The organism is Streptomyces sp. NPDC026301 (assembly GCF_055567935.1).
In genome coordinates this window covers 20958-47822 of sequence record NZ_JBVHPN010000012.1, presented here as the reverse complement: position 1 = coordinate 47822, position 26865 = coordinate 20958, and the positions used below count along the sequence as shown (strand labels likewise).

19 protein-coding genes are annotated in these 26865 nt (G+C 72.2%); 12 read left to right on the top strand and 7 right to left on the bottom strand.

Annotated elements, in window-relative coordinates; translation table 11 throughout:
* The first annotated feature begins 226 nt into the window (after positions 1-226).
* The 4 genes from ACZ4MH_RS21730 to ACZ4MH_RS21715 all read left to right on the top strand — a co-directional run bounded on the left by ACZ4MH_RS21730 (position 227) and on the right by ACZ4MH_RS21715 (position 5016).
* On the top strand, positions 227-1624 hold the full coding sequence (locus ACZ4MH_RS21730) for a sugar porter family MFS transporter (RefSeq protein WP_467754643.1): 1398 nt from the start codon (positions 227-229) through the stop codon (positions 1622-1624).
* 115 nt (positions 1625-1739) lie between these two features.
* Positions 1740-3011, top strand: coding sequence for an aspartate aminotransferase family protein (locus ACZ4MH_RS21725; protein WP_351592408.1), 1272 nt, complete (start codon positions 1740-1742; stop codon positions 3009-3011).
* Positions 3012-3099: 88 nt separating this feature from the next.
* On the top strand, positions 3100-4611 hold the full coding sequence (locus tag ACZ4MH_RS21720) for an NAD-dependent succinate-semialdehyde dehydrogenase (RefSeq protein ID WP_351592411.1): 1512 nt from the start codon (positions 3100-3102) through the stop codon (positions 4609-4611).
* A gap of 129 nt (positions 4612-4740) precedes the next feature.
* The gene (locus tag ACZ4MH_RS21715) at positions 4741-5016 is read left to right on the top strand and encodes a chaplin (RefSeq protein ID WP_351592414.1); all 276 of its coding nucleotides are present in this window, start codon (positions 4741-4743) and stop codon (positions 5014-5016) included.
* Positions 5017-5106: 90 nt separating this feature from the next.
* Here ACZ4MH_RS21715 and rph read toward each other — a convergent pair whose 3' ends face one another.
* The 3 genes from rph to ACZ4MH_RS21700 all read right to left on the bottom strand — a co-directional run bounded on the left by rph (position 5107) and on the right by ACZ4MH_RS21700 (position 11606).
* Positions 5107-7773, bottom strand: coding sequence for a rifamycin-inactivating phosphotransferase (gene rph, locus ACZ4MH_RS21710; RefSeq protein WP_351592417.1), 2667 nt, complete (start codon positions 7771-7773; stop codon positions 5107-5109).
* 131 nt (positions 7774-7904) lie between these two features.
* Positions 7905-9179: a hypothetical protein gene (locus ACZ4MH_RS21705; RefSeq protein WP_351592419.1), complete on the bottom strand. Its 1275-nt coding sequence runs from the start codon at positions 9177-9179 to the stop codon at positions 7905-7907.
* A 12-nt stretch (positions 9180-9191) separates the two neighbouring features.
* Complete coding sequence (locus ACZ4MH_RS21700; protein ID WP_351592420.1) at positions 9192-11606, bottom strand: hypothetical protein; 2415 nt, start codon at positions 11604-11606, stop codon at positions 9192-9194.
* A 255-nt stretch (positions 11607-11861) separates the two neighbouring features.
* Here ACZ4MH_RS21700 and ACZ4MH_RS21695 point away from each other — a divergent pair, with 255 nt between their 5' ends.
* The 7 genes from ACZ4MH_RS21695 to ACZ4MH_RS21665 all read left to right on the top strand — a co-directional run bounded on the left by ACZ4MH_RS21695 (position 11862) and on the right by ACZ4MH_RS21665 (position 21103).
* On the top strand, positions 11862-12398 hold the full coding sequence (locus ACZ4MH_RS21695; RefSeq protein WP_051831244.1) for a Dps family protein: 537 nt from the start codon (positions 11862-11864) through the stop codon (positions 12396-12398).
* 182 nt (positions 12399-12580) lie between these two features.
* A complete protein-coding gene (gene rhaI, locus ACZ4MH_RS21690; RefSeq protein WP_351592423.1) occupies positions 12581-13753 on the top strand; it encodes an L-rhamnose isomerase in 1173 nt (390 codons plus the stop codon).
* A gap of 117 nt (positions 13754-13870) precedes the next feature.
* Positions 13871-15910 (top strand): bifunctional aldolase/short-chain dehydrogenase, encoded by a 2040-nt coding sequence (locus ACZ4MH_RS21685; RefSeq protein ID WP_351592426.1) that lies wholly within the window; start codon positions 13871-13873, stop codon positions 15908-15910.
* Positions 15911-15922: 12 nt separating this feature from the next.
* The gene (locus ACZ4MH_RS21680; RefSeq protein WP_351592428.1) at positions 15923-17389 is read left to right on the top strand and encodes a rhamnulokinase; all 1467 of its coding nucleotides are present in this window, start codon (positions 15923-15925) and stop codon (positions 17387-17389) included.
* Between the two features lie 80 nt (positions 17390-17469).
* Positions 17470-18012, top strand: coding sequence for a 2Fe-2S iron-sulfur cluster-binding protein (locus ACZ4MH_RS21675; protein ID WP_351592430.1), 543 nt, complete (start codon positions 17470-17472; stop codon positions 18010-18012).
* On the top strand, positions 18009-19010 hold the full coding sequence (locus ACZ4MH_RS21670) for an FAD binding domain-containing protein (protein WP_467754642.1): 1002 nt from the start codon (positions 18009-18011) through the stop codon (positions 19008-19010). Before ACZ4MH_RS21675 ends, ACZ4MH_RS21670 begins: the two co-directional genes overlap by 4 nt.
* Complete coding sequence (locus ACZ4MH_RS21665) at positions 19007-21103, top strand: xanthine dehydrogenase family protein molybdopterin-binding subunit (protein ID WP_351592432.1); 2097 nt, start codon at positions 19007-19009, stop codon at positions 21101-21103. The genes ACZ4MH_RS21670 and ACZ4MH_RS21665 overlap by 4 nt, the downstream gene beginning before the upstream one ends.
* A gap of 38 nt (positions 21104-21141) precedes the next feature.
* Here the strand turns inward: ACZ4MH_RS21665 and ACZ4MH_RS21660 are convergent, their stop codons facing one another.
* Genes ACZ4MH_RS21660 through ACZ4MH_RS21650 form a run of 3 tightly spaced genes read right to left on the bottom strand, consistent with a single transcriptional unit; the run spans position 21142 to position 23590 of the window.
* Positions 21142-21870, bottom strand: coding sequence for an N-acetylmannosamine-6-phosphate 2-epimerase (locus tag ACZ4MH_RS21660; RefSeq protein ID WP_351592435.1), 729 nt, complete (start codon positions 21868-21870; stop codon positions 21142-21144).
* Positions 21867-22883 carry an ROK family protein gene (locus tag ACZ4MH_RS21655; protein ID WP_351592438.1) on the bottom strand — a complete coding sequence of 339 codons (1017 nt, stop codon included), beginning with the start codon at positions 22881-22883 and terminating at the stop codon, positions 21867-21869. Before ACZ4MH_RS21655 ends, ACZ4MH_RS21660 begins: the two co-directional genes overlap by 4 nt.
* Entirely contained in the window at positions 22880-23590 is a 711-nt protein-coding gene (locus ACZ4MH_RS21650; RefSeq protein ID WP_351592441.1) for a GntR family transcriptional regulator, read from the bottom strand. Before ACZ4MH_RS21650 ends, ACZ4MH_RS21655 begins: the two co-directional genes overlap by 4 nt.
* Positions 23591-23739: 149 nt before the next feature.
* On the opposite strand from ACZ4MH_RS21650, the gene ACZ4MH_RS21645 reads away from it, so the two are divergent.
* Entirely contained in the window at positions 23740-25155 is a 1416-nt protein-coding gene (locus tag ACZ4MH_RS21645; RefSeq protein WP_351592444.1) for a sugar porter family MFS transporter, read from the top strand.
* On the opposite strand, the gene ACZ4MH_RS21640 is transcribed toward ACZ4MH_RS21645, so the two are convergent.
* Entirely contained in the window at positions 25142-26443 is a 1302-nt protein-coding gene (locus tag ACZ4MH_RS21640) for an MFS transporter (protein ID WP_351592447.1), read from the bottom strand. The genes ACZ4MH_RS21645 and ACZ4MH_RS21640 overlap by 14 nt on opposite strands.
* Positions 26444-26865 lie beyond the last annotated feature (422 nt).

The window sequence follows — 26865 nt, the reverse complement described above, 5'->3', positions numbered from 1 at the left end:
CATCCCGACCGGACGCCCCGGCACCCAGCGTCGCGTGCCGAGGTTTCCGTGGCCGCCCCCTCCGGCTGCCGTGCGACGCGGCACCGGCTCCCGCCGCCCGTCCCGCCGACGGACGCCAGGCGGCGGGAGCACCGCACGCCCCGGTCCGCCGGACGACCGGACCGGGACGTGCGGGCGCAACCGGTACCAGCTGACCCCGCGTCAGCCCACCTGAAGGAGAGCTGCCTTGGCCCGCACCGACACCGTCCTCCCACCCGAACCGGGCGCACCGCCGCGCAAGCGCGGACGGGCCGCGGTCATCGGCGCGTCCGCCGTCGCCGCGCTCGGCGGCTTCCTCTTCGGCTACGACACCGGGATCATCTCCTCGGCCCTGCTGTACATCGCCCCGGAATTCCACCTCAGCTCCGGCATGCAGCAGGTCACCGTGGCCTCCCTGCTGCTCGGCGCGATCGTCGGCGTACTGGTCAGCGGCGCGGTCACCGACGCCGTCGGCCGTCGCCGCACGCTGCTCAGCGCCGCCGGCATCTTCACCGTCGGCGCCCTGGGCTGCGCCGCCGCACCCAACGACGCCGTACTGATCGGCGCCCGCTTCGTCCTCGGCCTCGCCATCGGCACCGCCTCGCTCGCCGTGCCCGCCTACATCGCCGAGATCGCGCCCAAGGAGAGCCGCGGCAAGCTGGTCTCGCTCAACCAGCTGATGATCACCGTCGGCATCTTCGTCTCCTACCTCGTCGGCTACGCCTTCGACGACTCGCACGGCTGGCGCTGGATGCTCGGCCTCGGCGCCGTGCCGTCCCTGCTGATGTTCGCCGGCGTACTGCGGCTCTCCGAGAGCCCGCGCTGGCTGCTCACCCACGGACGCCCCGACGAGGCCCGCGCCGTGCTGTGCCGCACCCGTACCGCCGAGGAGGCCGAGCGCGAGGTCCGCGAGATCGAGGCGCTGGCCGCCCAGGAGTCGAAGATCGGCTACCGCGACCTGCTGCGCCCCGCCATGCGCCCGGCCGTCATGCTCGGCGTCGTCGTCGCCGCCACGAACCAGCTCGTCGGCGTCAACGCGGTGATCTACTACGCGCCCACCATGCTCAAGCAGGCCGGTTTCGCCAGCTCCGCCGCGATCCTCTCCTCGCTCGGCATCGGCCTGGTCAACATGGTCCTCACCGGCATCGCGCTGCTCCTCGTCGACCGGGTCGGCCGCCGCCCGCTGCTGCTCGGCGGCACCGGCGTCGTCGTCCTCGCCCTCGCGCTGCTCGGCGCGCTCTACCTCTTCGGCGGCGGACAGCCCGCGAACAGCGGCCTGCTGGTCGCCGGACTCTGTCTCTACATCGGCGCCTTCGCGCCCAGCCTGGGCCTGGCGATCTGGCTCATCAACAGCGAGATCTTCCCCACCGCGGCCCGCGGCAAGGCGTCCTCCTTCGGCAACGTCACGCACTGGGGCCTGGACTTCGCCATCTCGCTCACCGTGCTCACCACCATCCAGGCCCTCACCCCGACCGGCCTCTTCTGGCTCTACGCGGTCTTCGGCCTCCTCGGCGTCGGCTACCTGTACCGGAAGCTGCCCGAGACCAAGGGCCGCAGCCTGGAGGACATCTCGGCCTCCCTGCGCGGCGAACACGTTGGTCGTTGACCCTTCCCACTCCTTACCCACAAGGTGAGTAGGAGCCTGTGGCCGATCCGCGGCCAGGGGCGGGGCCATGTGGCCCCACCGTCCATCCGCACCGCTTCCGTGGGAGAGCTGTCGTATGAGCCACCTTTCCGAGCATCTGCGCCAGGCCACACCCGTCGTCGCCGAGCGCGGCGAGGGCGTCCACCTTTTCGGTACGGACGGCCGCCGCTATCTGGACTTCACCGCCGGCATCGGCGTCACCAGCACCGGCCACTGCCACCCCCGCGTGGTCGCCGCCGCCCAGGAACAGGTGGCCACCCTGATCCACGGCCAGTACACGACCGTCATGCACCAGCCGCTCCAGAAGCTGGTCGCACGGCTCGGCGACGTACTGCCCCAAGGGCTCGACAGCCTCTTCTTCGCCAACTCCGGGAGCGAGGCCGTGGAAGCCGCGATGCGGCTCGCCCGGCAGGCCACGGGGCGGCCCAACATCGTCGTCTGTCAGGGCGGTTTCCACGGCCGCACGGTCGCCGCCGCCTCCCTCACCACCTCCGGCACGAAGGTCCGCACGGGCTTCGGCCCGCTGATGAGCGGCGTGCACGTCGCGCCCTTCCCGAACGCGTACTACTACGGCCGCCACTACGGCTGGGACGAGGAGGCCACCACCCGTTTCGCGCTGCGCGAGTTCGACCACCTCCTGCAGACCGTCACCGACCCCTCCGACACCGCCGCGATCATGGTGGAGCCGGTGCTCGGCGAGGGCGGCTACGTCCCCGCCAACAGCGCCTACCTGCAGGGCCTGCGGGAGCGCGCCGACCGGCACGGCATCCTGCTGATCCTGGACGAGGTGCAGACCGGCGTCGGGCGCACCGGCCGCTTCTGGGGCCACGACCACTTCGGCGTACGGCCCGACATCGTCATCACCGCCAAGGGCCTGGCCAGCGGCTTCCCGCTGTCCGGCATCGCCGCCCCCGAGGCGGTGATGGCCAAGGCCCGGCCCGGCTCGCAGGGTGGCACGTACGGCGGCAACGCGGTCGCCTGCGCCGCGGCCCTCGCCACCCTCGACGTGGTCGAGGACGAGGGGCTGGTCGGCAACGCCGCCACGATGGGCGCCCGGCTGCGCAGCGGCCTGGAGGACGTCGCCGCCAAGCACCCCGCCATCGGCGACGTACGGGGGCTCGGCCTGATGCTCGCGAACGAGTTCACCACCGAGGACGGCGAACCGGACCCGAAGACCGCGACCCGCGTCCAGCAGGCCGCCGTCGAGGAGGGGCTGCTGCTCCTGACGTGCGGCCCCTGGGGCAACGTCGTCCGGCTGATCCCGCCGCTGATCGTGACCGAGCAGCAGATCGACGAGGGGCTGCGGGCCTGGTCCGCCGCCGTCCAGGCGGGCTGCGCCGACCGCTGAGGCGCCGCCCGGACCGGCCGGCCCCGCACGGCAGGGGGCCGGCCGCCCGTACCCGTTCCGCGTACCGATCCGCCGGGAGGCACCGCTCATGACCACGACCACCAGCACCCAGCCGTCGGGCTCCCCGGACGCACCGCGCTCCGGCATCCGCGTCGTCGACGCCGTCCCCAAGCAGCTCTTCATCGACGGCCGGTGGCAGGACGCGGCCGGCGGCCGCACGCTCCCCGTGGACGACCCCGCCACCGGCCGCGAGCTGTGCCAGGTCGCCGACGCCGCGGCCGGGGACGGCCGGCGCGCCCTGGACGCCGCGGTCGCCGCGCAGAAGGACTGGGCGGCCACGGCCCCGCGCGCCCGCAGCGAGATCCTGCGCCGCGCCTACGAGCTCCTCATCGAGCGCAAGGAGGACCTCGCCCTCCTGATGACCCTGGAGATGGGCAAGCCGCTGGCCGAGGCGCGCGGCGAGGTCGGCTACGCGGCGGAGTTCTTCCGCTGGTTCTCCGAGGAGGCCGTCCGCATCGACGGCGGCATGTCGCGCACGCCAGACGGCGCCAACCGCGTCCTGGTGATGCGCCAGCCGGTCGGCCCGTGTCTGCTCATCACCCCCTGGAACTTCCCGCTGGCGATGGGCACCCGCAAGATCGGCCCGGCGGTCGCGGCCGGCTGCACGATGATCCTCAAGCCGGCCCCGCAGACCCCGCTCTCCAGCCTGGCGCTGGCCGCGATCCTCACCGAGGCGGGCCTGCCGCCCGGCGTCCTGAACGTCGTCACCACCACCGACGCGGCTGGTGTCGTCGAGCCCCTGCTGCGCAGCGGCGACATCCGCAAGCTGTCCTTCACGGGCTCCACCCAGGTCGGCCGCATCCTCCTGGCCCAGTGCGCGGACACCGTCGTGCGGACCTCCATGGAGCTGGGCGGGAACGCGCCGTTCCTCGTCTTCGCCGACGCCGACCTGGACAAGGCGGTGGACGGCGCGATGGTCGCCAAGATGCGCAACATGGGCGAGGCGTGCACCGCGGCCAACCGCTTCTTCGTGCACCGCTCGGTGGCCGACGCCTTCGCCACCCGGCTGGCCGAGCGGATGGGCGCCCTCACCGTCGGCCCCGGTACGCAGGACGGCACCGATGTCGGCCCGCTGATCGACGCGGCCGGCCGGAACAAGGCCGCCGACCTCGTCCAGGACGCCGTACAGCGCGGCGCCAAGGCCCTGATCGGCGGTGAGGCACCGGACGGCGCGGGCTATTTCTACCCGCCCACCGTCCTCACCGACGTGCACCCCGACTCGGCGCTGATGTCCACCGAGATCTTCGGCCCGGTCGCCGCGATCCTCACCTTCGACGACGAGGACGAGGCGGTCGGCGCCGCCAACGACACAGAATGGGGACTGGTCGGCTATCTCTTCACGGAGAACCTGGACCGCGCGCTGCGGGTCGGTGAACGCCTGGAGACCGGCATGGTCGGCGTCAACACCGGGCTGGTCTCCAACCCGGCCGCGCCCTTCGGCGGCATCAAGCAGTCGGGGCTGGGCCGCGAGGGCGGCCGGGCCGGCATCGAGGAGTTCCTGGAGATCAAATACCTGGCCATTCCGGCCGGCCCGGGCTGACCGGCCACCGCTGCTCCGTTCGGTCTGATGTGCTACTGCAATCAGGCGGTCCCGGTTTCGGCAGGGTGGCGAACGGGTCGTGGCCGGTGATTCTCCCAGAGAACAAGCCACCTCCTCATGGGAGAAAACATGTCCATCCGTACCGCCCTCGTGGCGACCGCCCTGGCCGCCGCGACGGTCCTCGGCGGCGCCGCCACCGCCGTGGCCGACTCCGAAGCGGAAGGCTCGGCCTACGGCAGCCCGGGCGTCCTCTCGGGCAACGTCATCCAGGTGCCGGTGCACGTTCCGATCAACGTGTGCGGGAACAGCATCAACGTCATCGCACTGCTGAACCCCGCGTCGGCCACCTGCGTGAACGACGGCCACGGCCATCACCACCACGACAACCACCACTGGAACCACTGAGCGGTCGCCGAACCGCGCCGCACCCGCCGCCGGGCCCCTGGGTCCGGCGGCGGGTGCCGTGGTGAACGAGGCGTCTCGGTGGTGTGTCGGTCAGGGCAGGATCTCGACGTACCCCTCGGTTCCGTGCACGCGGATCCGCTGCCCGTCCCGGATCAGCCGGGTCGCTTGCTCCACGCCCACGACAGCCGGCAAGCCGTACTCCCGGGCGATCACCGCGCCATGGGTCATCAGACCGCCCACCTCCGTCACCAGGCCCGCGATCCCGACGAACAGCGGCGACCAGCTGGGGTCCGTGAAGGTCGTGACCAGGATGTCGCCCGCCTCGAGATCGGCCTTCGCCATGTCGAGAATGACGCGGGCCCTTCCCTCGACGGTCCCGGCGGAGACCGGCAGGCCGATCAGGGCGCCGGCCGGCGCGTCGTCGCGCCGGTACGCCCCGGTGACGGCCTCGCCGTCCGAGGTGAGCACCCGGGGCGGGGTGAGCGCCTGGTACGACCGGAAGGCGTCCTTGCGCTGCTGGATGAGCCGGCCGTCCACCTGGTTCGCGCGCACGGCGTCGTGGCACTCCTGGAACGTGAGGTAGAAGATGTCCTCCTGCTCGGGAAGCACGCCTGTCTGCACGAGGCGCTCGGCCTCCGCCAGCAGGGCCTGCTTGTAGACGAAGTAGCGGCTGACGATGTTGTACTTCGGGTACTCCCGGTAGCCGATGAAGGTCCGGACCCGGTCGATCATCCGCTTGGTCTCGTCGGCCTTCCGGTCCCCGTCCGGCAGGGCCCGCAAGCGTGCCAGCACGTCCTGTTCCTTCTGCCGCGCCTTCTGCCGCCCCTGCTCGAAGCGCCGCTCGGCGGCGCCCGGCTCGGAGTTCCTGACATTGTCGAGGATCACGGGCACGAGCGTGGTGGGGCGCTCGCGCCACCGCGGCCTCGTGATGTCGATCTCGCCGGCACAGCGCATGCCGTACCGGTCGAGGTAGCCCTCGATGGCGTCGCGGGCTTCGGTCCCGCCCGGGAGCTTCGCCAGCTCGTCCAGGAAGGCGTTCTCCTCGGCGTACTCGGCGTCCTCGACGCCCCGCAGGAACGCCACCACCTCCGGATGCGGGCGGATCACATCCGCGACGTCGAGCAGCGCCAGCCCCATCTCCGAGGTGACATTGCCGGGGGCGGACAGCGTGAGCGTGTCAGCCGCGTTCTTCTCGCCCAGCCACTCCCGCAGCTTGTCGTTGAGCCACCACGTGGCCTCCATCCCCGCCATGATCGCCTGCATGCTCAGCGGATCACTGAGGATCCGCTTGTGCTCCTCGAAGGCCTCCAGCAGGAAGTCGAACAGCGCCGGCCCGGTCTTCGTCCGGATGTCGCGCTCCAGGGCGGCGAGGGAGGCCCGGCTGCGCTCGATCAGCTCGGTGACGAGGGCCGGATCGGTCTCGACCGGGGCGGACGCGCCGCCGGTGGGGGCACCTCCCCGGCCCCCCGGGCCCGGGGGAGGCCCGCCGGGAGCCGCGTCCGGGAGCGACGGGACGAAATCGTCGCGGGCGAGGACAGTTTCCAGCGCGTCCCTGACCAGCGGGTCGCCTTTCCCCATGATGTCCAGCAGGGCGGTGCGGCTCGCGGGCGATGCCAGGCGCCGGGTGACGTCGACGAACAGCCTCCCGCCGGCCTCGTGCATCGGCACCATGGCCGTCAGCTGCCACATGGAGAACCCCAGAGGCCGCATGGGGTCGGTCATCATCTGCTGGTGACCGACGGAGACGTAGACGTGATTCTCCTGGCCGTCGGCCTCGGGAATGGGGAACAGCGTCGTGATCGGCCGGCTCTGGACGATCTGGAAGTCGTCGTCGACCAGGCACCATTCGATGTCCTGCGGGCGGCCGAAGTGCGCTTCGATCCGCCGCCCGAGCCGCACGAGCCGCACGACCTGCGCATCCGTCAGCGCCGGCTGCTCCTGCCGCCGCGCGTCGATCGCCACTTCCTGCGTACCGCCGGCCGGCAGGGCGCGGACGGCACGCTGCTTGGCGGCGATCGTCCTGGCGACGACCTGGCCGTCGCGCACCGTGAAGACGTCCGGGTTCACCAGGCCGGAGACCAGAGCCTCACCGAGGCCGAAGCCGGCGTCCACGGTGGCGACCTTCCGGTTGCCCGTGACGGGGTCTGCCGTGAACAAAATGCCGGCCGCATGGGGGAGGACCATCCGCTGCACGACCACGGCCATGTGGACCGTACGGTGGTCGATGCCGTTCCGCCCGCGGTAGGTCACGGCCCGCTCGGTGAACAGCGAGGCCCAGCACCGGCTGACGTGCTGGAGGATCGCCGCCGGCCCCACGACGTTGAGGTACGTGTCCTGCTGGCCGGCGAAGGAGGCCGTCGGCAGGTCCTCCGCCGTCGCGCTGGACCGGACGGCGTAGGCGGCTTGCTCGCCGTGTCGGGCGAGCGCGCGGGTGATCGCCGCCGCGAGATCCTCCGGGATGGCGATTTCCTCGATGGTCCGGCGAATCTGCGCGCTGAGCGTGCGGATCGCCTCCCGGTCGCCCTCGTCCCCCTCGCCGGCAAAGCGAGTCACGCGCGACAGCTGATCGAGCCGATCGCCGATCGACGGCGCCTCCGCCATGATCCGCCGGAAGGCGTCCGTCGTCACACAGAAGCCGTCCGGCACGCGGATGCCGTCGATCCGCGACAGCCCGCCCAGGTGCGCGCCCTTGCCGCCGACGACCGCGACCTGCGTCTCGTCGACGTCCTGAAGATCCAGTACGTACTGCTCCAGCACTGCTCATGCCCCGTTTCCGCAGGTTGTGGCCTCGGCCGACGATTCTGCGGCACGCCCCGGGTCTTGCCGCAAGCCCCCCAGTGCGCTATAGCTTAAGAGTGGCAAGGAGAGCGCTCTCCTTGCCTTTTGCTCTACCGCCCTCGAACGCGGTGGCTCGCCACACCGAACCATGCGGCCGAGCCCCGAACGGTCAGCAGGACGAAGACCGCGACGCATCCGACGACGGCGAGAGCCGACGTCAGGTAGACGGCGGTGTACGCCCACTGGGGATACAGCTCGTCGACCCCCGGGAACATGTCCCGGTACCGTCCCCCGCCGCCCATGCTCTCCCTGAGCCGTTCCGAGCTGGCTGCGAGCTGTTCCAGCGTGGCTTGTGTCGTCATGGTCACGAAGGCCCGGGCAGTGGCCAGCGGCGCGAGCAGCCCGACGACGACGAGCGTGACGACGCGGGCGCGCGGCCGGGGCAGCCGGAGCGCGAGCGCCAGGCCGGCCAGCGTCGCGGCCATGGCCCCCAGCGCCACGACCACGATGGCGGTCGGCCCCACGGCGCTCCTGGGAAGGCTGGGGAATGCCACTCCGACGCCGTACTTGGCGGTCTGCTCCCGAACGGTCCGCATGTAGTCGTCGAGGTGTCCCAGGATCGCCTGGTACGTCAGGACCTCCACGACGGCACCCACGACCGCGAGGACGGCCAGACACATCAGTACGGCCATGGCCGCCGTGACGGCGGCCGGCCGGCGGACGCGCGGGAGCGGTGACTGAGGCTGGGGCTGTTGGGGCTGATAACCGTACGGCGAGGACGGATAGCCGTACGGCGAAGGCGGGTAGCTGGGCGGCTGGGGCAAGTGACCGGACGGGGGCGGCACCTGGCCGACCGCCGGGGGAGGCGGTGGCTGCACGGGCGCGGGCACGGGCAGGGGCTGCGGATGCTGCCGGGCCGGACGGGATTCGCGGAAGTACCCGTGGGAGGCGGGCAGCGCCAGCAGGGTGAGCGAGGCGACCGTCAGCACCAGCATCCCGCTGGTCACGACGCGGGTCATGCCGCCGTACCACGGCACGGAGTCAGTGGCGCTCACCGCCAGGAGCGCGATGTCGAAGCAGCCGGACAGTCCGCCGACCACCCACGTCAGTACCCGGGCCGGTTGCCTGCCCCGCCCGTCGAGGAACGCCAGCAGCGCGCAGCCGGCCCCGAACACGATGGTGAGCAGGGCGAACGTGACCAGCCCCGCCGCGGCGAGCGTGCCCGCCGACTCGTCGCCCGCCCGCTCGCTCCGGTAGTGGCTGAACTCGGGAGCGGCGAAGAGCGTGCCGATCGCGGACACCAGGGCCAGCGCCGCCACCCCGGCGAACAGATAGCTCGCCGCGAACACGGTGCCCGGAGGCGTCGGCCGCGGTCCCTGTCTCATTGTGGTCACCGGTCAGGCCCCCGTCGGATCGCTCGCCCGACGGCGGCGCAGCAGCACGGCGCCCGCCACGAGCCATGCCGCGAGGGGCAGGGCCGCGAGCGCGTAGAACAGCGGCTTCGACGTCGCCGGTGTGGGTTCGGCGTAGGCCTCGGGCAAGGGTCTGGAGGTGGTCAGGCCGCCGAGCCACACCTCGCGTTTCGTCCCGCTCGGTGCGTACAGCGCGTCGCGCGCCGAAGTCGCCAGCCGGGGGTGGTCCTTGGCGAACGCGGCGGCGCTCAGCTTGTTCTGCGCGATGCGGGTGAAGTCCACGCCGCCGTAGACGTAGGTCCGGGTGTAGACGGTGTTGCCTTTGGTGGTGGTGTGCTTGACCTTGAACTCGCCGTTCTTGTACGAGCGGACGTAGCGGTCGAAGACCTCGCGGGGCGTCCAGTTCTTCCGGGAGGCCCAGCGGCTGATGTCGCCCTTGCCGATCACGTCGGAGTACGCGGTGTGCTTGGTGGCGCCGCGCTTGCGGAACCACTCCGCGGCGACCCGGCTGGCGTAGACCCGGCGCAGGTCGGCGTACTCGGGCGCGTGGTTCACCGCGTGCTGGACCCGCGGCAGGATCGTCGTGCGGTACAGGTCCTCGTTGTGCCGGGTGGCCGCGTCGTCCCGCTGGACGCACGTCGCGGCGCCCTGGGCCTTGACGACGTCCGACTCCATCTTCACCCGCAGGGGCGCGTCCAGGATGTACAGCTCGTTGCCGTTGTCGCGGACGGTGGCCCTGCCGGGGACGATCCACTGCCGCATGGACAGGCAACTGGCGTCACCCCGCAGGGAGTTCCAGAACTTCCGGCCGCCGGCGGTGTCGGGATGGATGAACTTCGCGACCGACTTCTTCATCGCGAGGTCGGCCTCCAGCAGCACCCGTCCGGCGTCCGTCTTCCCGAACTCGGCGTCGATGATCCGGTCGGGTTCGTCGGGATTGAGGTTCACGGTGAAGGCGGACGGTGGCAGCGCCAGCCAGACGAAGAACGCGTCGGAGGCGAGCCGGGCCGCGCGCCGGCCGCCGAAGGACCGCTCGTCGGTGGTCAGCTTGTCGGCCTTGAAGCCGTACTGCACGCCGGAGCCGTTGTGGTACGTGTCGGACACGTAGCGCAGCTCCAGTGTGGAGAAGTCGACGCCGCCGAGATCGCGTCGGCCCATCGCCGGGGCGTCACCGTTCTCGGCGAGATCCTCGGCGTGCCAGTCCTCGGTCAGCCCGGCCCGGATCGCGTCCTCCAGCGAGTCGGCCGAACCCTCCAGCGCCTCGGTCATCGAACTGTCGGCCGGCAGCTGTCCGGGGGCGGCCAGCACGTCCGGCGCGGCCGCGTCACCGGCCGGCCCGCCGCGTGGCCCGCCGGACGGGCCTTGCGGGGTCGGGACGCCGCCTCCGCCCTGGGCGGGGGGTGGCGTGCCGCCGGCGCCGGGGGTGGGTTGCGGGGTGCCACCCGAGGACCCAGGCGTCACCCGCTGTCCGAGCGCGGGGAAGTACCGGACGTCCGACCGAACACCGAACCGCGCCGCCAGCTCCTTGATCATCTCGACCGACTCCGCGGTGGGCCGCTCGCCGAACACGGTGATCAGGCGGCAGCCGGTCGCCTTGGCGATCTTCATCAGATCCTCGAACTGCTTCCGGCCCTCGTCGGTGAAGACATCCGCGCCGGACTTCATCTCCACGATGACCTTGAGCTTCTCGAAATCCGCGGCGTCGAGCGGGCGGTCGTCCTTGTGCAGCCCCAGGCCCCTGAGCTTCGGCAGCAGCTTTCTGGGCACCCTCTTGCCGTACTTCCAGGCGCCCCGCTGGTCCAGCCCTTCCTTCTGGAGGTACTCCCGCTTGACCAGCGGCTCGAACCCATCGCCCTTGTGCTTGCTGTTGAACGCATTGATGTAGCCGGCGCGCCACTGCTTCCAGTCCGGAACCGCGGTGCCCTCTTTCTGCACCTTCCAGTGGGCGAACATGAACTTCTTGGTGCCCCAGACGTACTTGCCGGGGGCGTCGAGGCTGTTCAGTACCCGGTCGGACGGCTCATCGATGTCGCTCAGTACGCCGGGCTCCCGGAAGACCTCCTTCTCGAAGATCTTCCGGAACTTCTGCCACGTCATGCCGCCCTTGTTGTACATCTTCCACCGGGCGAACATGTGCTGCCAGGTGCCCCAGTCGTAGTCGTCCTTGCCCCCGATCGGGCGCAGGTCCGCCTCTTTGGGCTCGGGGATCGCCTTGAGGTCGTCGGCGTTCGTGTACTGATAGACGCCCCTCACGTACGTGTCGGCATTCCACTCCACGCCCGGGAGCGGGATGTCCGGAGCGGCGACGGCCGGCGTGGACGGGGCCACGAGAGCGATCAGGCTCAACGCGGTGGCCGGCGTGAAGGTACGGATTCTGAGGAGCGCTAAAGGCGTCGACACCCCGTTATTGTCTGGACTCGGTCAATAAGGGTCAAGGAGTCGCCCCGGGTGCGGAAAAGGGCGGGCGGAAGCTCGTACACCGGCGGAAATGCGGGCGTTTGCCGTACGGCGGGTGGTGGTACCCCTGTGGCGCACGCCCGGCGGCCCGCCGGGCCCGGACGCCCGGCGCCCCCGCCGGGCCGGCAGAAGACCGTCGAAGGAGACAGTGCCGTGGCCTCGAAAGCCGACTCGCAGCTCACCTATACGGTCCCGGGCATGAGTACCTCCGAGGGTTCGGAGGTCATCCAGCTGCTGCGGATGCGGCTGCACGCGCTCAACGACCTCGCCCTCACGCTCAAGCACGTCCACTGGAACGTGGTCGGCCCGCACTTCATCGCCGTGCACGAAATGCTCGACCCGCAGGTCGACGCCGTACGCGACATGATCGACACCACCGCCGAGCGCATCTCGACGCTGGGCGGCGAGCCCGCCGGTACGCCCGGCGTCATGGTCGCCGAGCGCACCTGGGAGGACTACGCCATCGGGCGGGCCGAGTCGATCGAGCACCTGGGCGCGCTGGACGTGGTGTACACGGGCATCATCGAGGACCACCGCGAGGCGGTGCGCGCCACCGACGAGCCCGACCCGATCACCCAGGACATGCTCATCGAGCAGCTGCGCAGCCTGGAGCTGTTCCAGTGGTTCATCCGGGCGCACCTGGAGAACTCCGGCGGCAAGCTGAGCACGGCCCGGCAGACCAGCGAGACGGACGCGGCGCGGGCGGCGGGCCGACAGGCTCGCCAGCAGCCCTGACGCTCCGCGAACCGGACGGGAGAGAGACCGTCTGAATCGTTTTTGCGCCGCGCCCGGCGAAGTGTTGCCGGGCGCGGCGCTTTGTGTGGACGCCCCCTTGACGCTTTCTGCTTCGGCGGCCTAACTTGGGCGCACTGAAACGATTCAAAAAGTTTCGCCACCGTACACCGCCGAGGTGATCCATGCGCACGCCCGACCCGTCCGCCGTGAAAGCCGCCCTGAAGGCCCAGGTGATCGAGACCCCGTCCTGGGGTTACGGCAACTCCGGCACCCGCTTCAAGGTGTTCGCGCAGCCCGGCGTCCCCCGCGACCCCTACGAGAAGCTGGACGACGCCGCGCGGGTGCACGAGTTCACCGGCGTCGCCCCCGTGGTCTCGCTGCACATCCCGTGGGACACCGTCGAGGACTACGGGAAGCTCGCCGAGTACGCGGCCGAGCGCGGCCTGACGCTCGGCGCGGTCAACTCCAACACCTTCCAGGACGAGGACTACAAGCTCGGGTCCGTCACCCACCCCGACCCGGCCGTCCGCCGCAAGGCCACCGACCACCTCCTCGCCTGCGTCGACATCATGGACGCGACCGGGTCCCGGGACCTGAAGCTGTGGTTCGCCGACGGCACCAACTACCCGGGCCAGGACGACATCGCCGCCCGCCAGGACCGGCTGGCCGAGGCGCTGGCCGAGGTGTACGGGCGGCTCGGCGACGACCAGCGGATGCTGCTGGAGTACAAGTTCTTCGAGCCGGCCTTCTACACCACCGACGTGCCCGACTGGGGCACCTCGTACGCGCACTGCCTGAAGCTCGGCCCGAAGGCGAAGGTCGTCGTCGACACCGGGCACCACGCGCCGGGCACCAACATCGAGTTCATCGTCGCCTTCCTGCTGCGCGAGAAGAAGCTCGGCGCCTTTGACTTCAACTCCCGCTTCTACGCGGACGACGACCTCATGGTGGGCGCGGCCGACCCGTTCCAGCTCTTCCGGATCATGCACGAAGTGATCAAGAACGGCGGGCTGGAGGCCGCGAACGAGGTCAACTTCATGCTCGACCAGTGCCACAACATCGAGGCGAAGATCCCGGCCGTCATCCGCTCCGTCATGAACGTGCAGGAGGCCACCGCCAAGGCGCTGCTCGTGGACACGGGGGCGCTGCAGGCAGCGCAGCGTTCCGGCGACGTGCTCGCCGCGAATGGCGTCCTGATGGACGCGTACAACACGGATGTGCGGCCGTTGCTCGCGGAGGTGCGGGAGGAGATGGGGCTGCGCCCGGACCCGGTCGCCGCGTATCGCGCCTGCGGGTGGCAGGAGCGGATTGCCGCGGAGCGGGTGGGCGGCACGCAGGCCGGGTGGGGCGCCTGAGAGGCTGCCGCGCTCTGTTCAACGGCGACTGCCGGTCGGCTGTGGCTGGTCGCGCAGTTCCCCGCGCCCCTGACGGGGCGCCACCTCAGACTCCCATCGTGAAGGACTGAAACACTCATGGCATCCCACCCCGAAGTCGACGCCCTGCTGGAGCGCGCTCACCGCCTCGGTGCCGATCCGCGTAATACCAACTACGCGGGCGGCAACGCCTCCGCCAAGGGGGTCGCCACCGACCCCGTCACCGGTCGGCCCACCGAGCTGATGTGGGTCAAGGGCTCCGGGGGCGACCTCGGCACGCTCAAGGAATCCGGTCTGGCCGTGCTCCGCCTGGACCGGCTGCGCGCGTTGACCGAGGTGTACCCGGGCGTGGAGCGCGAGGACGAGATGGTCGCCGCGTTCGACTACTGCCTGCACGGCAAGGGCGGCGCGGCGCCGTCGATCGACACCGCGATGCACGGTCTGGTCGACGCCGCGCACGTCGACCACCTGCACCCCGACTCCGGCATCGCGCTGGCCTGCGCCGCCGACGGCGAGAAGCTGACCGCCGCGTGCTTCGGCGAGCAGGTCGCCTGGGTGCCGTGGCGGCGCCCCGGCTTCCAGCTCGGCCTGGACATCGCCGCGATCAAGGAGGCCAACCCGCAGGCCGTCGGCGTCGTCCTCGGCGGCCACGGCATCACCGCCTGGGGCGCCACCTCCGAGGAGTGCGAGCGCAACGCCCTGTGGATGATCCGTACGGCCGAGACGTTCCTCGCCGAGCAGGGCAAGGCGGAGCCCTTCGGGCCGGTCGTCGAGGGGTACCAGGCGCTGCCCGAGGACGCGCGCAAGGAGCGGGCCGCCGCCCTTGCCCCGGTGATCCGCGGCCTGGCTTCGGCCGACAAGCCGCAGGTCGGCCACTTCACCGACACCGAACCGGTACTGGACTTCCTCGCCCGCGCCGAACACCCCCGGCTCGCCGCCCTCGGCACCTCCTGCCCCGACCACTTCCTGCGTACCAAGGTCCGCCCGCTCGTCCTGGACCTGCCGCCCGCCGCCCCGCTGGACGAGGCGATCGCGCGGCTGAAGGAGCTGCACGAGGAGTACCGGGCGGAGTACCGCGCCTATTACGAGCGGCACGCCACCCCCGACTCCCCGCCGCTGCGCGGCGCCGACCCGGCGATCGTGCTGGTCCCCGGCGTCGGCATGTTCAGCTACGGCAAGGACAAGCAGACCGCGCGGGTGGCGGGCGAGTTCTACCTCAACGCGATCAATGTGATGCGCGGCGCCGAGGCGGTGTCGACGTATGCGCCGATCGCGGAGGCGGAGAAGTTCCGGATCGAGTACTGGGAACTGGAGGAGGCCAAGCTCCGGCGGATGCCGGCGCCCAAGCCGCTGGCCACTCGGGTCGCGCTGGTCACCGGCGCCGGTTCGGGCATCGGAAAGGCCATCGCGCACCGGCTGGCCGCCGAGGGCGCGTGCGTCGTGGTCGCCGACCTGAATGAGGAGAGCGCGGCCGCGGTGGCCGAGGAGCTGGGCGGCGCCGACAAGGCCGTCGCGGTGACGGTCGATGTCACGGACGAGGATCAGATTGCCGCCGCCTTCAAGGCCGCCGCGCTCGCCTTCGGGGGCGTCGACCTGGTCGTCAACAACGCGGGCATCTCCATCTCCAAGCCGCTGCTGGAGACCACCGCGAAGGACTGGGACCTGCAGCACGACATCATGGCCCGCGGCTCCTTCCTCGTCTCCCGCGAGGCGGCCCGCGTGATGACCGCGCAGGACATGGGCGGCGACATCGTCTACATCGCCTCCAAGAACGCCGTCTTCGCGGGCCCGAACAACATCGCGTACTCCGCCACCAAGGCCGACCAGGCGCACCAGGTCCGGCTGCTCGCCGCCGAGCTGGGCGGGCACGGCATCCGCGTCAACGGCGTCAACCCCGACGGGGTGGTGCGCGGCTCCGGGATCTTCGCGGGCGGCTGGGGCGCGCAGCGCGCGGCGACGTACGGGATCGAGGAGGAGCAGCTCGGCGAGTTCTACGCCCAGCGGACCCTGCTCAAGCGCGAGGTGCTGCCGGAACACGTCGCGAACGCGGTGTTCGCGCTCACCGGCGGCGACCTCACCCACACCACCGGCCTGCACATCCCCGTCGACGCCGGCGTGGCCGCCGCGTTCCTGCGCTGACGCGGGGGCGACGTGACCGGCACACTCTCCTTCGCCGCCGTGGATCTCGGCGCCACCAGCGGGCGCGTGATCCTCGGCCGGGTCGGCCCGGACAGCCTCGATCTCACCGAGGCGCACCGGTTCGCCAACACCCCGGTGCGGCTGCCCGACGGGCTGCACTGGGACACGCTCGCGCTCTACCAGGGCGTACTGGACGGACTGCGCGCGGCGGCGCGCGCAGGCGGCGCGGCGTCCGTCGGCGTCGACACCTGGGCGGTGGACTACGGGCTGCTGGACGCCGACGGCGCGCTGCTCGGCCAGCCGTACCACTACCGGGACGGGCGTACGGAGGGCGCCGCCGAGCGGGTGTGGGCCGCGGTGGGGCCCGAGGAGCTGCACGCGGTCACCGGGCTGCAGCACCTGCCGTTCAATACCGTGTACCAGCTCGAAGCGGCCCGGGGCAGCGCGCCGCTGGCCGCCGCGCACACCCTGCTGCTGATCCCGGACCTGCTCGTCCACTGGCTGACCGGCACGGTCGGCGCGGAGGAGACCAACGCCTCCACCACCGGGCTGTTCGACGCCCGTACCGGCGCCTGGTCCGCCGCGCTGCTCGACCGGCTCGGCATCGACCCGGCGCTGCTGCCGCCGCTGCGCCGCCCGGGGGAGCCGGCCGGCACGCTGCTGCCGCACGTCGCCGAGTACACCGGCCTGGCCGCGGCGACCCCGGTGACCACCGTCGCCTCCCACGACACCGCCTCCGCGGTCGCCGCCGTGCCGGCCACCGGGCCCGATTTCGCGTACATCTCCTGCGGCACCTGGTCGCTGGCCGGGCTGGAGCTGGCCGCGCCCGTCCTCACCGAGGAGTCCCGGGCCGCCAACTTCACCAACGAACGCGGCATCGACGGCACGGTGCGCTACCTGCGCAACATCATGGGCATGTGGCTGCTGGAGGAGTGCCGCCGCACGTGGGAGGCGGAGGGCTCGCCCGCCGCCCTGTCCGACCTGCTCGCCGAGGCCGCGCGGGAGGAGCCGTTCGGCGCGCTCGTCGACCCGGACGCGCCCGAGTTCCTGCCGCCGGGCGACATGCCCGCGCGGATCCGGAGCTTCTGCCGCCGTACGGGTCAGCGCGCCCCGGAGAGCCGGGGCGCCGTCGTCCGCTGCATCCTGGAGAGCCTGGCCCTGGCCCACCGGCGCACCCTGCGGCAGGCCGCCGAGCTTGCCGGGCGGGAGATCCGCGTCGTCCACCTGGTCGGCGGCGGCAGCCGCAACGAGCTGCTCTGCCGGCTGACCGCCGACGCCACCGGGCTGCCCGTCGTCGCGGGCCCCGCCGAGGCCACGGCGCTCGGCAACGTCCTCGTACAGGCCCGCGCACACGGCCTCGTCCCCGACCGCGCCGCGATGCGCCGCCTGGTCGCCGCGACCCAGCCGCTGCGCCATTACGCGCCGCACGGCGACCGCGCCGCCTGGGACGCCGCCGCTGCCCGCATCGGGGTGGCCTGAGCGGCGCGCATTGGTCCGAGTGAGGTGCGGAGCGGCCCGGTCCGTTTTCACCGCTCGCCTTCAGGGGCACTCGTGACTCCATGAGAAGCACGGAGGGTACGGGCGACGCGGACACCACCACCGCGCTCACCCTGTACATCAATGGCGAACGCCGGGCACACGTCGTCGACAACCGCACCACGCTGCTCGACCTGCTCCGCGAGGAAGTACGGCTGACCGGCGCCAAGAAGGGCTGCGACCACGGCCAGTGCGGGGCCTGCACGGTCCTGCTGGACGGCCGCCGGGTCAACTCCTGCCTGCTGCTCGCGGTGGCCGCCGACGGCGCGCGGGTGACGACCGTCGAGGGCCTGGCCGAAGGGGACGCGCTCCACCCGCTCCAGGAGGCGTTCATCGCGCACGACGGCTTCCAGTGCGGCTTCTGCACGCCCGGCCAGATCTGCTCCGGCGTCGGCGCGATCGCCGAGGCACAGGCCGGCTGGCCCAGCGCGGTGACGCCCGACGGCGCCCCGGACGGCCCTGTGGAGCTGACCGGCGGCGAGGTACGGGAGCGGATGAGCGGCAACATCTGCCGCTGCGGCGCGTACGTCAACATCATCGACGCGGTCCAGGAGGCGGCCCGGTGAAACCCTTCCGCTACGAGACGGCCACCGACCCCGCGACCGCCGTCGACCTGCTCTCCCGCGCACCCCGCGCGGCCTTCCTCGGCGGCGGCACCAACCTGGTCGACCTGATGAAGCTCGGGGTCGAGGTCCCCGAGATGCTGGTCGACGTGAGCCGGCTGCCGTTCGACGAGATCGAGGAGACCGACGGCGGGGGACTACGGGTGGGCGCCACCGTGCGCAACAGCACCCTCGCCGTGCACACCGCCGTCCGCGCCCGCTATCCGGCGCTCTCCCAGGCCCTGCTGGCCGGCGCCTCGCCCCAGCTGCGCAATCTCGCCACGATCGGCGGCAACCTGCTGCAGCGCACCCGCTGCACGTACTTCCAGGACATCGGCAAGCCCTGCAACAAGCGGCGGCCCGGCTCCGGCTGTCCCGCGCGCAGCGGCATCCACCGCGACCTCGCGGTCCTCGGCGCCTCCCAGCACTGCGTGGCCACCCACCCCTCGGACATGGCGGTGGCCCTGACGGCCCTCGACGCGCAGGTGCACTGCGTCTCCGCCGACGGCGAGCGGACCCTGCCGGTGGCCGACCTGCACCGGCTGCCGGGCGACACCCCCGACCAGGACACCGTCCTGCGGCACGGGGAGCTGATCACCGCCGTGGAGCTGCCCCCGCCGGTGCCCGGCGCCCGCTCGGCGTACCGCAAGGCCCGCGAACGCGCCTCGTACGCCTTCGCGCTCGCCTCGGCCGCCGCCGACCTGCGGGTGAGCGACGGCAAGGTCGAGCACGTACGGCTCGCGTTCGGCGCGCTCGCGGCCAAGCCGTGGCGCGCCCGTGCCGCCGAGGCGGCGCTGCTCGGCCGCCCCGCCACCGAGGAGTCCTTCGGCCGGGCCGTGGACGAGGAACTGGCGGCCGCCGAGCCGCTGCGCGACAACGGCTACAAGATCCCCCTGGCCCGCCGGCTGGCCGTCGCCCTGCTGACGGACCTCGCGGGCACGCACGCGGAGGGTGCGCGATGACGACCTTGCCCCGGACCCTGGGCGCGGACACCGCACGGCTGGAGAGCCGCGAGAAGGTGACCGGCACGGCGCGGTACGCCGCCGATCACGCACACCCCGACGGCCTCTTCGCCTGGGCGGTGCCCGCCACGATCGCCCGCGGCGAGATCACCGCCGTCGACACCGACGCCGCGCTCGCCGACCCCGCCGTCCTCACCGTGCTCACCCACGAGAACGCGCCCCGGCTCGCCGAAGGCGACGACCCCACCCTCGCCGTCCTGCAGTCCCGGCACGTCGCGCACCGCGGCCAGATCGTCGCGCTCGCGGTCGCCACCTCCCTCGAAGCGGCCCGCGCCGCCGCGACCGCGGTACGCCTGGACTACACCTCCGAGCCGCACGACGTCCTCCTCACCCCCGACCACCCGGGCATCTACGCGCCCGAGACCGCCAACGGCGGCCACCCCGCCGACCGGATCCGCGGCGACTTCGACACCGCCTACGCCGAGGCCGCCGTACAGCACGACGCCGTCTACGAGACCCCGCCGCTGCACAACCACCCCATGGAGCCGCACGCCGCCACGGCCTGGTGGGAGGGCGAGCGGAAGCTGTGCCTGCACGATTCCAGCCAGGGCTCGTCGACCGTTCAGCAGATGCTGGCCCAGCTCTTCGCACTGGGCCCCGAGCAGGTGCTCGTCACCAGCGAGCACGTCGGCGGCGGCTTCGGCTCCAAGGGCACCCCGCGCCCGCACGCGGTACTCGCCGCCATGGCGGCCCGCGTCACCGGCCGCCCGGTCACCCTCGCCTTCGCGCGCCAGCAGATGCCCGCCGTCACCGGCCACCGCGCCCCGACCATCCAGCACATCCGCATCGGTGCCGACCGCGACGGCCGCATCCAGGCCCTCGCGCACGAGATCACCACCCAGTCCTCCACGGTCCAGGAGTTCGTCGAGCAGGCCGCGGCGCCCAGCCGGACGATGTACGTCTCGCCGGCCAGCCGCACCACCCACCGGGTGGCCCGGCTGGACGTGCCCACCCCGTCCTGGATGCGCGCGCCCGGCGAGTGCCCCGGCATGTACGCGCTCGAAGCGGCCATGGACGAACTCGCCCTCGCCTGCGACCTGGACCCCATCGAACTGCGGGTACGCAACGAGCCCGACCGCGAGCCGGACTCCGGCCGCCCCTACAGCAGCCGCCACCTCGTGGAGTGCCTGCGCGAGGGCGCCCGCCGCTTCGGGTGGCAGGACCGCGACCCGCGCCCCGCGGCGCGCCGCGACGGCCGGCTGCTGCTCGGCACCGGCGTGGCCGCCTCGACGTACCCGGTGATGGTCGCCCCGTGCCACGCCGAGGCGCACGCCCGCGCCGACGGGCTGATCGACGTCCGCGTGAACGCCACCGACATCGGCACCGGCGCCCGTACTGTCCTCGCGCAGATCGCCGCCGACGCGCTGCGGCTGCCCCTGGACCGGGTCCGTGTCCACGTGGGCTGCAGCGAGCTGCCCGAGGCCCCGGTGGCCGGCGGCTCCTCCGGTACCTCCTCGTGGGGAGCGGCGGTGCACAAGGCGTGCGACGGGCTGCGGCGCGCGCTGGAGGAACACAGCGAAGTACCGGCGACGGGCCTGACGGTCGGCGCCGACACCACGGAGGAGAGCAAGGGCGGCAAGGAGTACGCGCGGCACGCGTACGGCGCCCAGTTCGCCGAGGTACAGGTGGACACCGCGACGGGCGAGACCCGGGTACGGCGGCTGCTCGGCGTCTTCGCCGCGGGCCGCATCCTCAATCCGCGCACCGCCCGCTCGCAGTTCCTCGGCGGCATGACGATGGGCCTCGGCATGGCCCTGACGGAACACAGCACGATGGACCGCGAGTTCGGCGACTACGCGGAACGCGACCTGGCCATGTACCACGTGCCGGTCTGCGCCGACGTGCCGGACATCGACGTGCACTGGATCGAGGAGGAGGACCCGCACCTGAACCCGATGGGCTCCAAGGGCATCGGCGAGATCGGCATCGTCGGCACGGCTGCGGCCGTCACCAACGCCGTCCATCACGCCACGGGCGTACGCATCCGTGCGCTCCCTGTCACCCCCGACGCGCTGCTGCCGCACCTGCCCTGAGCGTACGGGCCGGGTACGGCAGCGGAGGTGACGGTGCGTCAGGTCGTTGGCAGGGCGGCGGCGAAGCGCGTCGCGATCGACGCGGGCGCGGTGATCGCGCCGCCCACGACGACGCCCCACGCGCCCGCGTCGATGGCCGCCCGGGCCTGCTCGGGGGTGTGCAGCCGCCCCTCGGCGAAGACGGGAACGGCCACGCGCCCGGCCAGCTCGGCGACCAACTCCAGGTCGGGGCCCGGCTGCTGACGGCTGTACGGGGTGTAGCCGGACAGGGTCGTGGAGACCACGTCGGCGCCGAGCGCGGCCGCCGCCACACCCTCCTCCACCGTGGAGACATCGGCCATCAGCAGCCCGCCGAGGGCATGCACCGCCTCGACCGTCTCGCGCAGCGGGCAGCCGTCCGGGCGCGGCCGTGAGGTCGCGTCGACGGCGACGATCTCCGCGCCGGCCTCGGCGACGGCCCGCGCGTGCGCCGCGGTCGGCGTGATGTAGACCCCCTGGGCACCGTCCTTCCACAGCCCGATGACCGGCAGGCCGACGACGGACCGGATGGCCCGGATGTCGTCCACGCCCTGCACGCGCACCCCCGCCACCGGCGCCCCCGCGGTCACCGAAGCGGCCATCGCGGCCATGTGTTCCGGCGCGCGCAGCGGGTCGCCGGGCGGGGCCTGGCACGACACGACCAGCCGGCCCCGCAGCCCGTCGAGCAGCTCACGGACACGGGCGGCGGGCATGGTGGTCCGGCTGGGGGCGGGTGAGGTCTCGGTCATGCGGTGTCCTTGTCCTTCGCATCGTTGTCGTGGTCTGCCGACGGTCGGCCCTCCAGCAGCAGGGCAGCCGCGCCGATCACCGCGGCGCGGGGCCCGAGCGCGGCGGGCACGGGCCGTACGCCGGCGGGGCCGGGCAGCAGCTCGGCGGCGAACGCCTCGGTCAGCGGCTGCCAGAACGGGGCGCCGATGGAGGCGACGCCACCGCCGATCACCACCCGCTCCGGGTCCACGGTGTTGACCAGCCCGGCCAGCGCGCGGCCCAGCGCACCCGCGCCCTCGGCGAGGGCGGTACGGGCGGCCTCCGCACCGGTACGAGTCGGGGTGTGGCTCTCCGCCAGCGCCGCGACCGTCCGCAGGTCGTGCACGTCCGCGTCCCCGGTCAGCTCGCGGAACCGCGCGGTGATCGCGGGGCCGGAGGCGACGGCCTCCAGATGTCCCGCACGGCCGCAGTTGCACGGCCGCCCCGCGGCTTCGGGCACCGCGATATGGCCGAACTCGCCCGCCGTCCAGTGCGCACCGCGCAGCAGCCGCCCGCCGGTGACCAGCCCGCCGCCGATGCCGGTGCCCACGCTCACGTACAGCACGGAAGCGCGGCCCGCGCCGGCGCCGTAGGTCTGCTCGGCCAGCGCGAAGACGTTGGCGTCGTTGTCGGCGGCCACCGGCAGCCCGAGGCGGGCGCTCAGCTCCTCGCTCAGGCGGGTGCCCGCCCAGCCGGGGAGCAGTGCGTTGGCCGACAGCACCACGCCCCGGTCGCGGTCGATGACCCCGCCCGTACCGATGCCCAGGCCCTCCGCGCCTTCCCACCCGGGCAGTTCGCGGACGGCCGCCGCGATGGCGTCGAGCACCGCGGCGCGGCCCTGCGCCGCGGGCGTGGGCCGGACGAGCGAGGCCAGCAGTGCGCCGTCCGCGGAGACGACACCGGCGGCGATCTTCGTGCCGCCCACGTCGACGCCGAGCAGCGTACGCGGCGGGGCCCCATGAGCCCGTACGTGTGCCTCCCGCGCGGCCGTCACGGCTGCGCCCTGCGGACGGTGAAGCGGATGTCGTAGCGGTCGGCGCGGTAGATCGTGGTCGTCGCCTCGACCGGGGTGTCACGGCGGTCCAGACCGACCCGCTGCACCCGCAGCCCCGAGCTGCCCAGCGGGACGCCGAGCAGGGCCGACTCGGTGTCGTCGAGGTCGACGGCCCGGATGATCTGGTCGGCGGAGCGGATGTCCAGCCCGTACCGCTCGTTGAGCAGCGCGTAGAGCGAACCCGTCAGGTCCTCCTCGACGAGCCCGGGGACGCGGTCCGCCGGAAAGTGGACGTTCTCCAGGCACATGGGAGAGCCGTCGGCGAGCCGCAGCCGGGAGACGCGGACGACGTCGGAGTCCGGCGCCACGCCGAGCCGCTCGGCGAGCTGCCGGCCGGCCCGTACCGTCCCGGCCGCCAGCAGCCGCGAGGCCGGTTCGAGGTTCCGCTCGGCCATGTCCTCGGAGAACGAGGTGAGGGTGAGCGACTTGGAGACGACGGGGGGAGCGACGAACGTGCCCGCGCCCTGCACCCGGTAGACACTGCCCGCCGCCTCCAGCGCGTCCAGCGCCTGCCGGACGGTGTTGCGCGAGACGCCGTGGCGTGTGGCGATCTCCCGCTCCGTGGGCAGCGGTGTGTGCGGGGGAGCCCCGGCCATCTCGGCCAGCAGCGCCAGCCGCAGTTCCTCGTGCTTGGCCTGTCGGGCCACGCTTCACCATCCCCACTCGGAGTCCGATAGGTACCCATCATAGGTACCAACCAATAGAGAAAATAACACGGCGTCTCTTGTGCTGCGCCCTTGTCACTGTCAAATTGGTACCGTCCAATCGCAACGGAAAAACGGAAAAGGGGTACGTGATGGCGGCAGCCGCTACCACCGTGGTGCCGAGAGACGCCGGTCTGCGGCCGGTGATCGGCGTGGCCCTGGTCGCCGCGCTCGGCGGCCTGCTGTTCGGCTACGACACCGGCGTCATATCCGGTGCCCTGCTCACGATCGAGTCGGACTTCCAGCTCTCCGCCTTCGGCTCCGGCGTCGTGGTGAGCGCGATCCTGGTCGGCGCCATGGCCGGTGCGGCGGCCGCGGGCAACCTCGCCGACCGGTACGGCCGCCGCCCGGTCCTCGTCGCCGCGGCGGGCGTCTTCACGCTCGGCGCCGCCATGGCAGCGCTCGCGCCGTCCGCCGCGCTGCTGACCGCCGCCCGCCTCGTCCTCGGCCTGGGCATCGGTACGGCCTCCAACCTCGTCCCGGTCTTCATCGCCGAGGTCGCGCCGCCCCGGTACCGCGGCCGGCTGGTCGGCCTGAACCAGCTGATGATCACCCTCGGCATCGTCCTCGCCTACCTGGCCAACTACGGCCTGGAGCACGCCACCCACAGCTGGCGCTGGATGTTCGGACTCGCCGCCGTGCCCGCGCTGCTCTTCGGCGCCGGGATGCTGCTGATGCCCGAATCCCCGCGCTGGCTGGCGCTGGGCGGCCGTACCGAGCGGGCCCGGGCCGTCCTCGTACGGCTCCGCGGTCCGGGCGACCCGGCGGCGGTGGACGCGGAGCTCGCCGAGATGGCCGCGCGGCCGGAGGGCCGGACGGAGGCGGCGCCCCGCAGGGGACGGTGGCGGGCGCTGGCCGGCCGCTCCGTACGCCCGGCCATCGTCGCGGGCGTCGGCCTGCAGATCCTCGGCCAGGCGTCCGGCGTCAACACCGTCATCTACTACGCGCCGAAGATCTTCGAGAGCAGCGGCCTCGGCTCGTCCTCGGCCATCCTCGCCACCGTCGGCGTGGGCCTGGTCAATCTGCTGATGACGCCGGTCGGGATGTTCGCCGTGGACCGCATCGGCCGCAAGAAGCTGCTGGCGACCGGCGCCTCCGTCATGACCGTCGCCCTTGCCGGACTGGCGGTCACGCTCGCGGCCGGCGGCCAGGGCTCCTCGTCCGGCGGCCAGGGCTCCCCGTTCGCCTGGCTCGCCGTCGCGTTCGTGGTCCTCTTCATCGCCGCGGTGGCCACCACGCTCAACGTGGTCGTCTTCATCATCCCGTCGGAGCTCTACCCGCAGCGCATCCGCGGCACGGCCATGAGCGCCACCATGTTCTCGAACTGGACCATGAACTTCCTGGTCTCGCTCACCTTCCTCACCATGCTCGACGCCCTCGGCGGCGCCGCCACGTTCACGGCGTACGCGGTGGTGTGCGCGCTGCTGACGCTGTTCACCGTGCGCTGCATCCCCGAGACCCGCGGCAAGTCCCTGGAGCAGATCGAACGCGAACTCACCCGCGCGTAGCGGCTCGCTCGGCCTCCACCTGCTCCAGCGGCTTGCCCGCCGTGTTCGGCATGAACATCCCGAGGACGCCGCAGATGAGGAGCGCTCCGGTGAGGAAGGCGGCGACCGGGGTGATGCCGGTCTTGGCGAGCGCGGGGACGAAGAAGGACCAGACGCCGAGGACGACCCGCGCCATGCCGAAGGAGATGCCCTGCGCGGTGCCGCGCAGCATCGTCGGGAAGACCTCCTGGCTGATGGTCTTGTAGACGCTCTCGCCCGCCATGGCCTGGCCGACGCCGAAGAGCACCACATTGAAGACGATCACGGGCAGCGTGAAGGGCAGGACCAGGAACACCCCGTACGCGCAGATCTGCATCACCGATCCGACGGCCCACATGATCTTGCGGTGCCGGTGGCCGCGGTCGGCGTAGCGCATGTAGACCGCGACCGTACCGACGATCACCAGCGCGAAGCTGGCGCACGAGAGTGCCACGCTGGTGGCCTGACTGCCCGCGCCCAGGGTCTGGACCATGTACGGGGTGAAGATGCCGTTCGTGCCGGCCGCCAGGTTCCAGAAGAGGTAGATGCCGCCGGTGAACAGCAGCGCCCGCAGATGGGCGCCGCGCAGCAGTTCGCGGACCTTGGGACGGGCCGCGGCACCGGCCTTCGCCGCGGTCCGCCAGACCGCCGACTCGACCATGCCGCGGCGCAGCGCGTACGTCACCAGCGACACCACGAACAGGTGCAGGAAGACGATGCGGATGCCGAGCAGACCGAGGTCAGACAGGGCCCAGGCCACCAGCAGTACGACCACCGGGCCGAGACTCCAGGTCACCTGGGTCAGCCCGAGCAGCTTGCCGCGCGCCTTGGCCGGGGAGAACTCGCCGACCAGCGCGAGCGAGGTGGGCACGTCCGCGCCGACGGCCAGGCCTACGAAGAACGTGCCGGCGAACAGCATCAGCGGGTTGACCGCGAAGGCGATGAGCAGAATGGCCGCCGCGTACACGAGCAGGTCGTACTGGTAGATTCGCTTGCGGCCGAGTTTGTCGCCCAGCCGCCCGCCGATGAAGGCGCCGATCGCCGCGCCGATGGCGTTGGGGCCGATGGCCGTCAGCGCGCCGAGGCCGCTCTCGGAGAGTCCGAAGCGGTCCTGGAAGAGGGCGAGGCCGGAACTGAGCGCGACGATCGACCCGGCGTCGAGATAGGACGCCATGCCGGCCAGCCCGGTCCACTTCCACTGCTGCCGCGAGACGGCGCCGTCCTCGGCCGCCCCGTCAGCGGCGGACTGCGTGCTCTGCACGGATGTCACCTGGACTCCTTCGCCCTCGCATGTGCATTGAAACGACTCAAACAATGAATGTGAGAGCTCGACGGGTCAATAGGTGGTGCAGATTTTCTGCTTTGAAACCTTTCATTCACCGCGTCCGATCGACGCGTCCGGTCGACCACCCGGGGCGGGCGACCCGGTGCGCCTCCGGGGTGCTCGTCGGGGCGTGCTTCGAGTTGCGCTTCGAGGTGCGCTTCGGAGGTGTCCGGCATGTCGAACGCGGCGCCATCGGGCGCGGCCTCGCGAACTGCTCGTCCCGAGGGGCGCATTGCGCCGCTGACCTGCGAAAAAGAGGTCCTCGTAGGGGTGTTGGGGGCGGCCGGAATCGACTAAAATAGAAGCAGTGTTCGAGGGAGCTCACGGGGGGTCCGGGGCTCTCGACCACGACAGGAGGGACCCTGTGA

Bases quoted from the DNA above. Each gene is read 5' to 3' on its own strand.
- ACZ4MH_RS21660 (WP_351592435.1), bottom strand. From the start codon at position 21,870: ATGACCGAGACCTCACCCGCCCCCAGCCGGACCACCATGCCCGCCGCC.
- ACZ4MH_RS21645 (WP_351592444.1), top strand. From the start codon at position 23,740: ATGGCGGCAGCCGCTACCACCGTGGTGCCGAGAGACGCCGGTCTGCGG.
- ACZ4MH_RS21705 (WP_351592419.1), bottom strand. From the start codon at position 9,179: ATGAGACAGGGACCGCGGCCGACGCCTCCGGGCACCGTGTTCGCGGCG.
- ACZ4MH_RS21725 (WP_351592408.1), top strand. From the start codon at position 1,740: ATGAGCCACCTTTCCGAGCATCTGCGCCAGGCCACACCCGTCGTCGCC.
- ACZ4MH_RS21665 (WP_351592432.1), top strand. From the start codon at position 19,007: ATGACGACCTTGCCCCGGACCCTGGGCGCGGACACCGCACGGCTGGAG.
- ACZ4MH_RS21715 (WP_351592414.1), top strand. From the start codon at position 4,741: ATGTCCATCCGTACCGCCCTCGTGGCGACCGCCCTGGCCGCCGCGACG.
- ACZ4MH_RS21675 (WP_351592430.1), top strand. From the start codon at position 17,470: ATGAGAAGCACGGAGGGTACGGGCGACGCGGACACCACCACCGCGCTC.
- ACZ4MH_RS21685 (WP_351592426.1), top strand. From the start codon at position 13,871: ATGGCATCCCACCCCGAAGTCGACGCCCTGCTGGAGCGCGCTCACCGC.
- ACZ4MH_RS21695 (WP_051831244.1), top strand. From the start codon at position 11,862: ATGAGTACCTCCGAGGGTTCGGAGGTCATCCAGCTGCTGCGGATGCGG.
- ACZ4MH_RS21720 (WP_351592411.1), top strand. From the start codon at position 3,100: ATGACCACGACCACCAGCACCCAGCCGTCGGGCTCCCCGGACGCACCG.
- rhaI (WP_351592423.1), top strand. From the start codon at position 12,581: ATGCGCACGCCCGACCCGTCCGCCGTGAAAGCCGCCCTGAAGGCCCAG.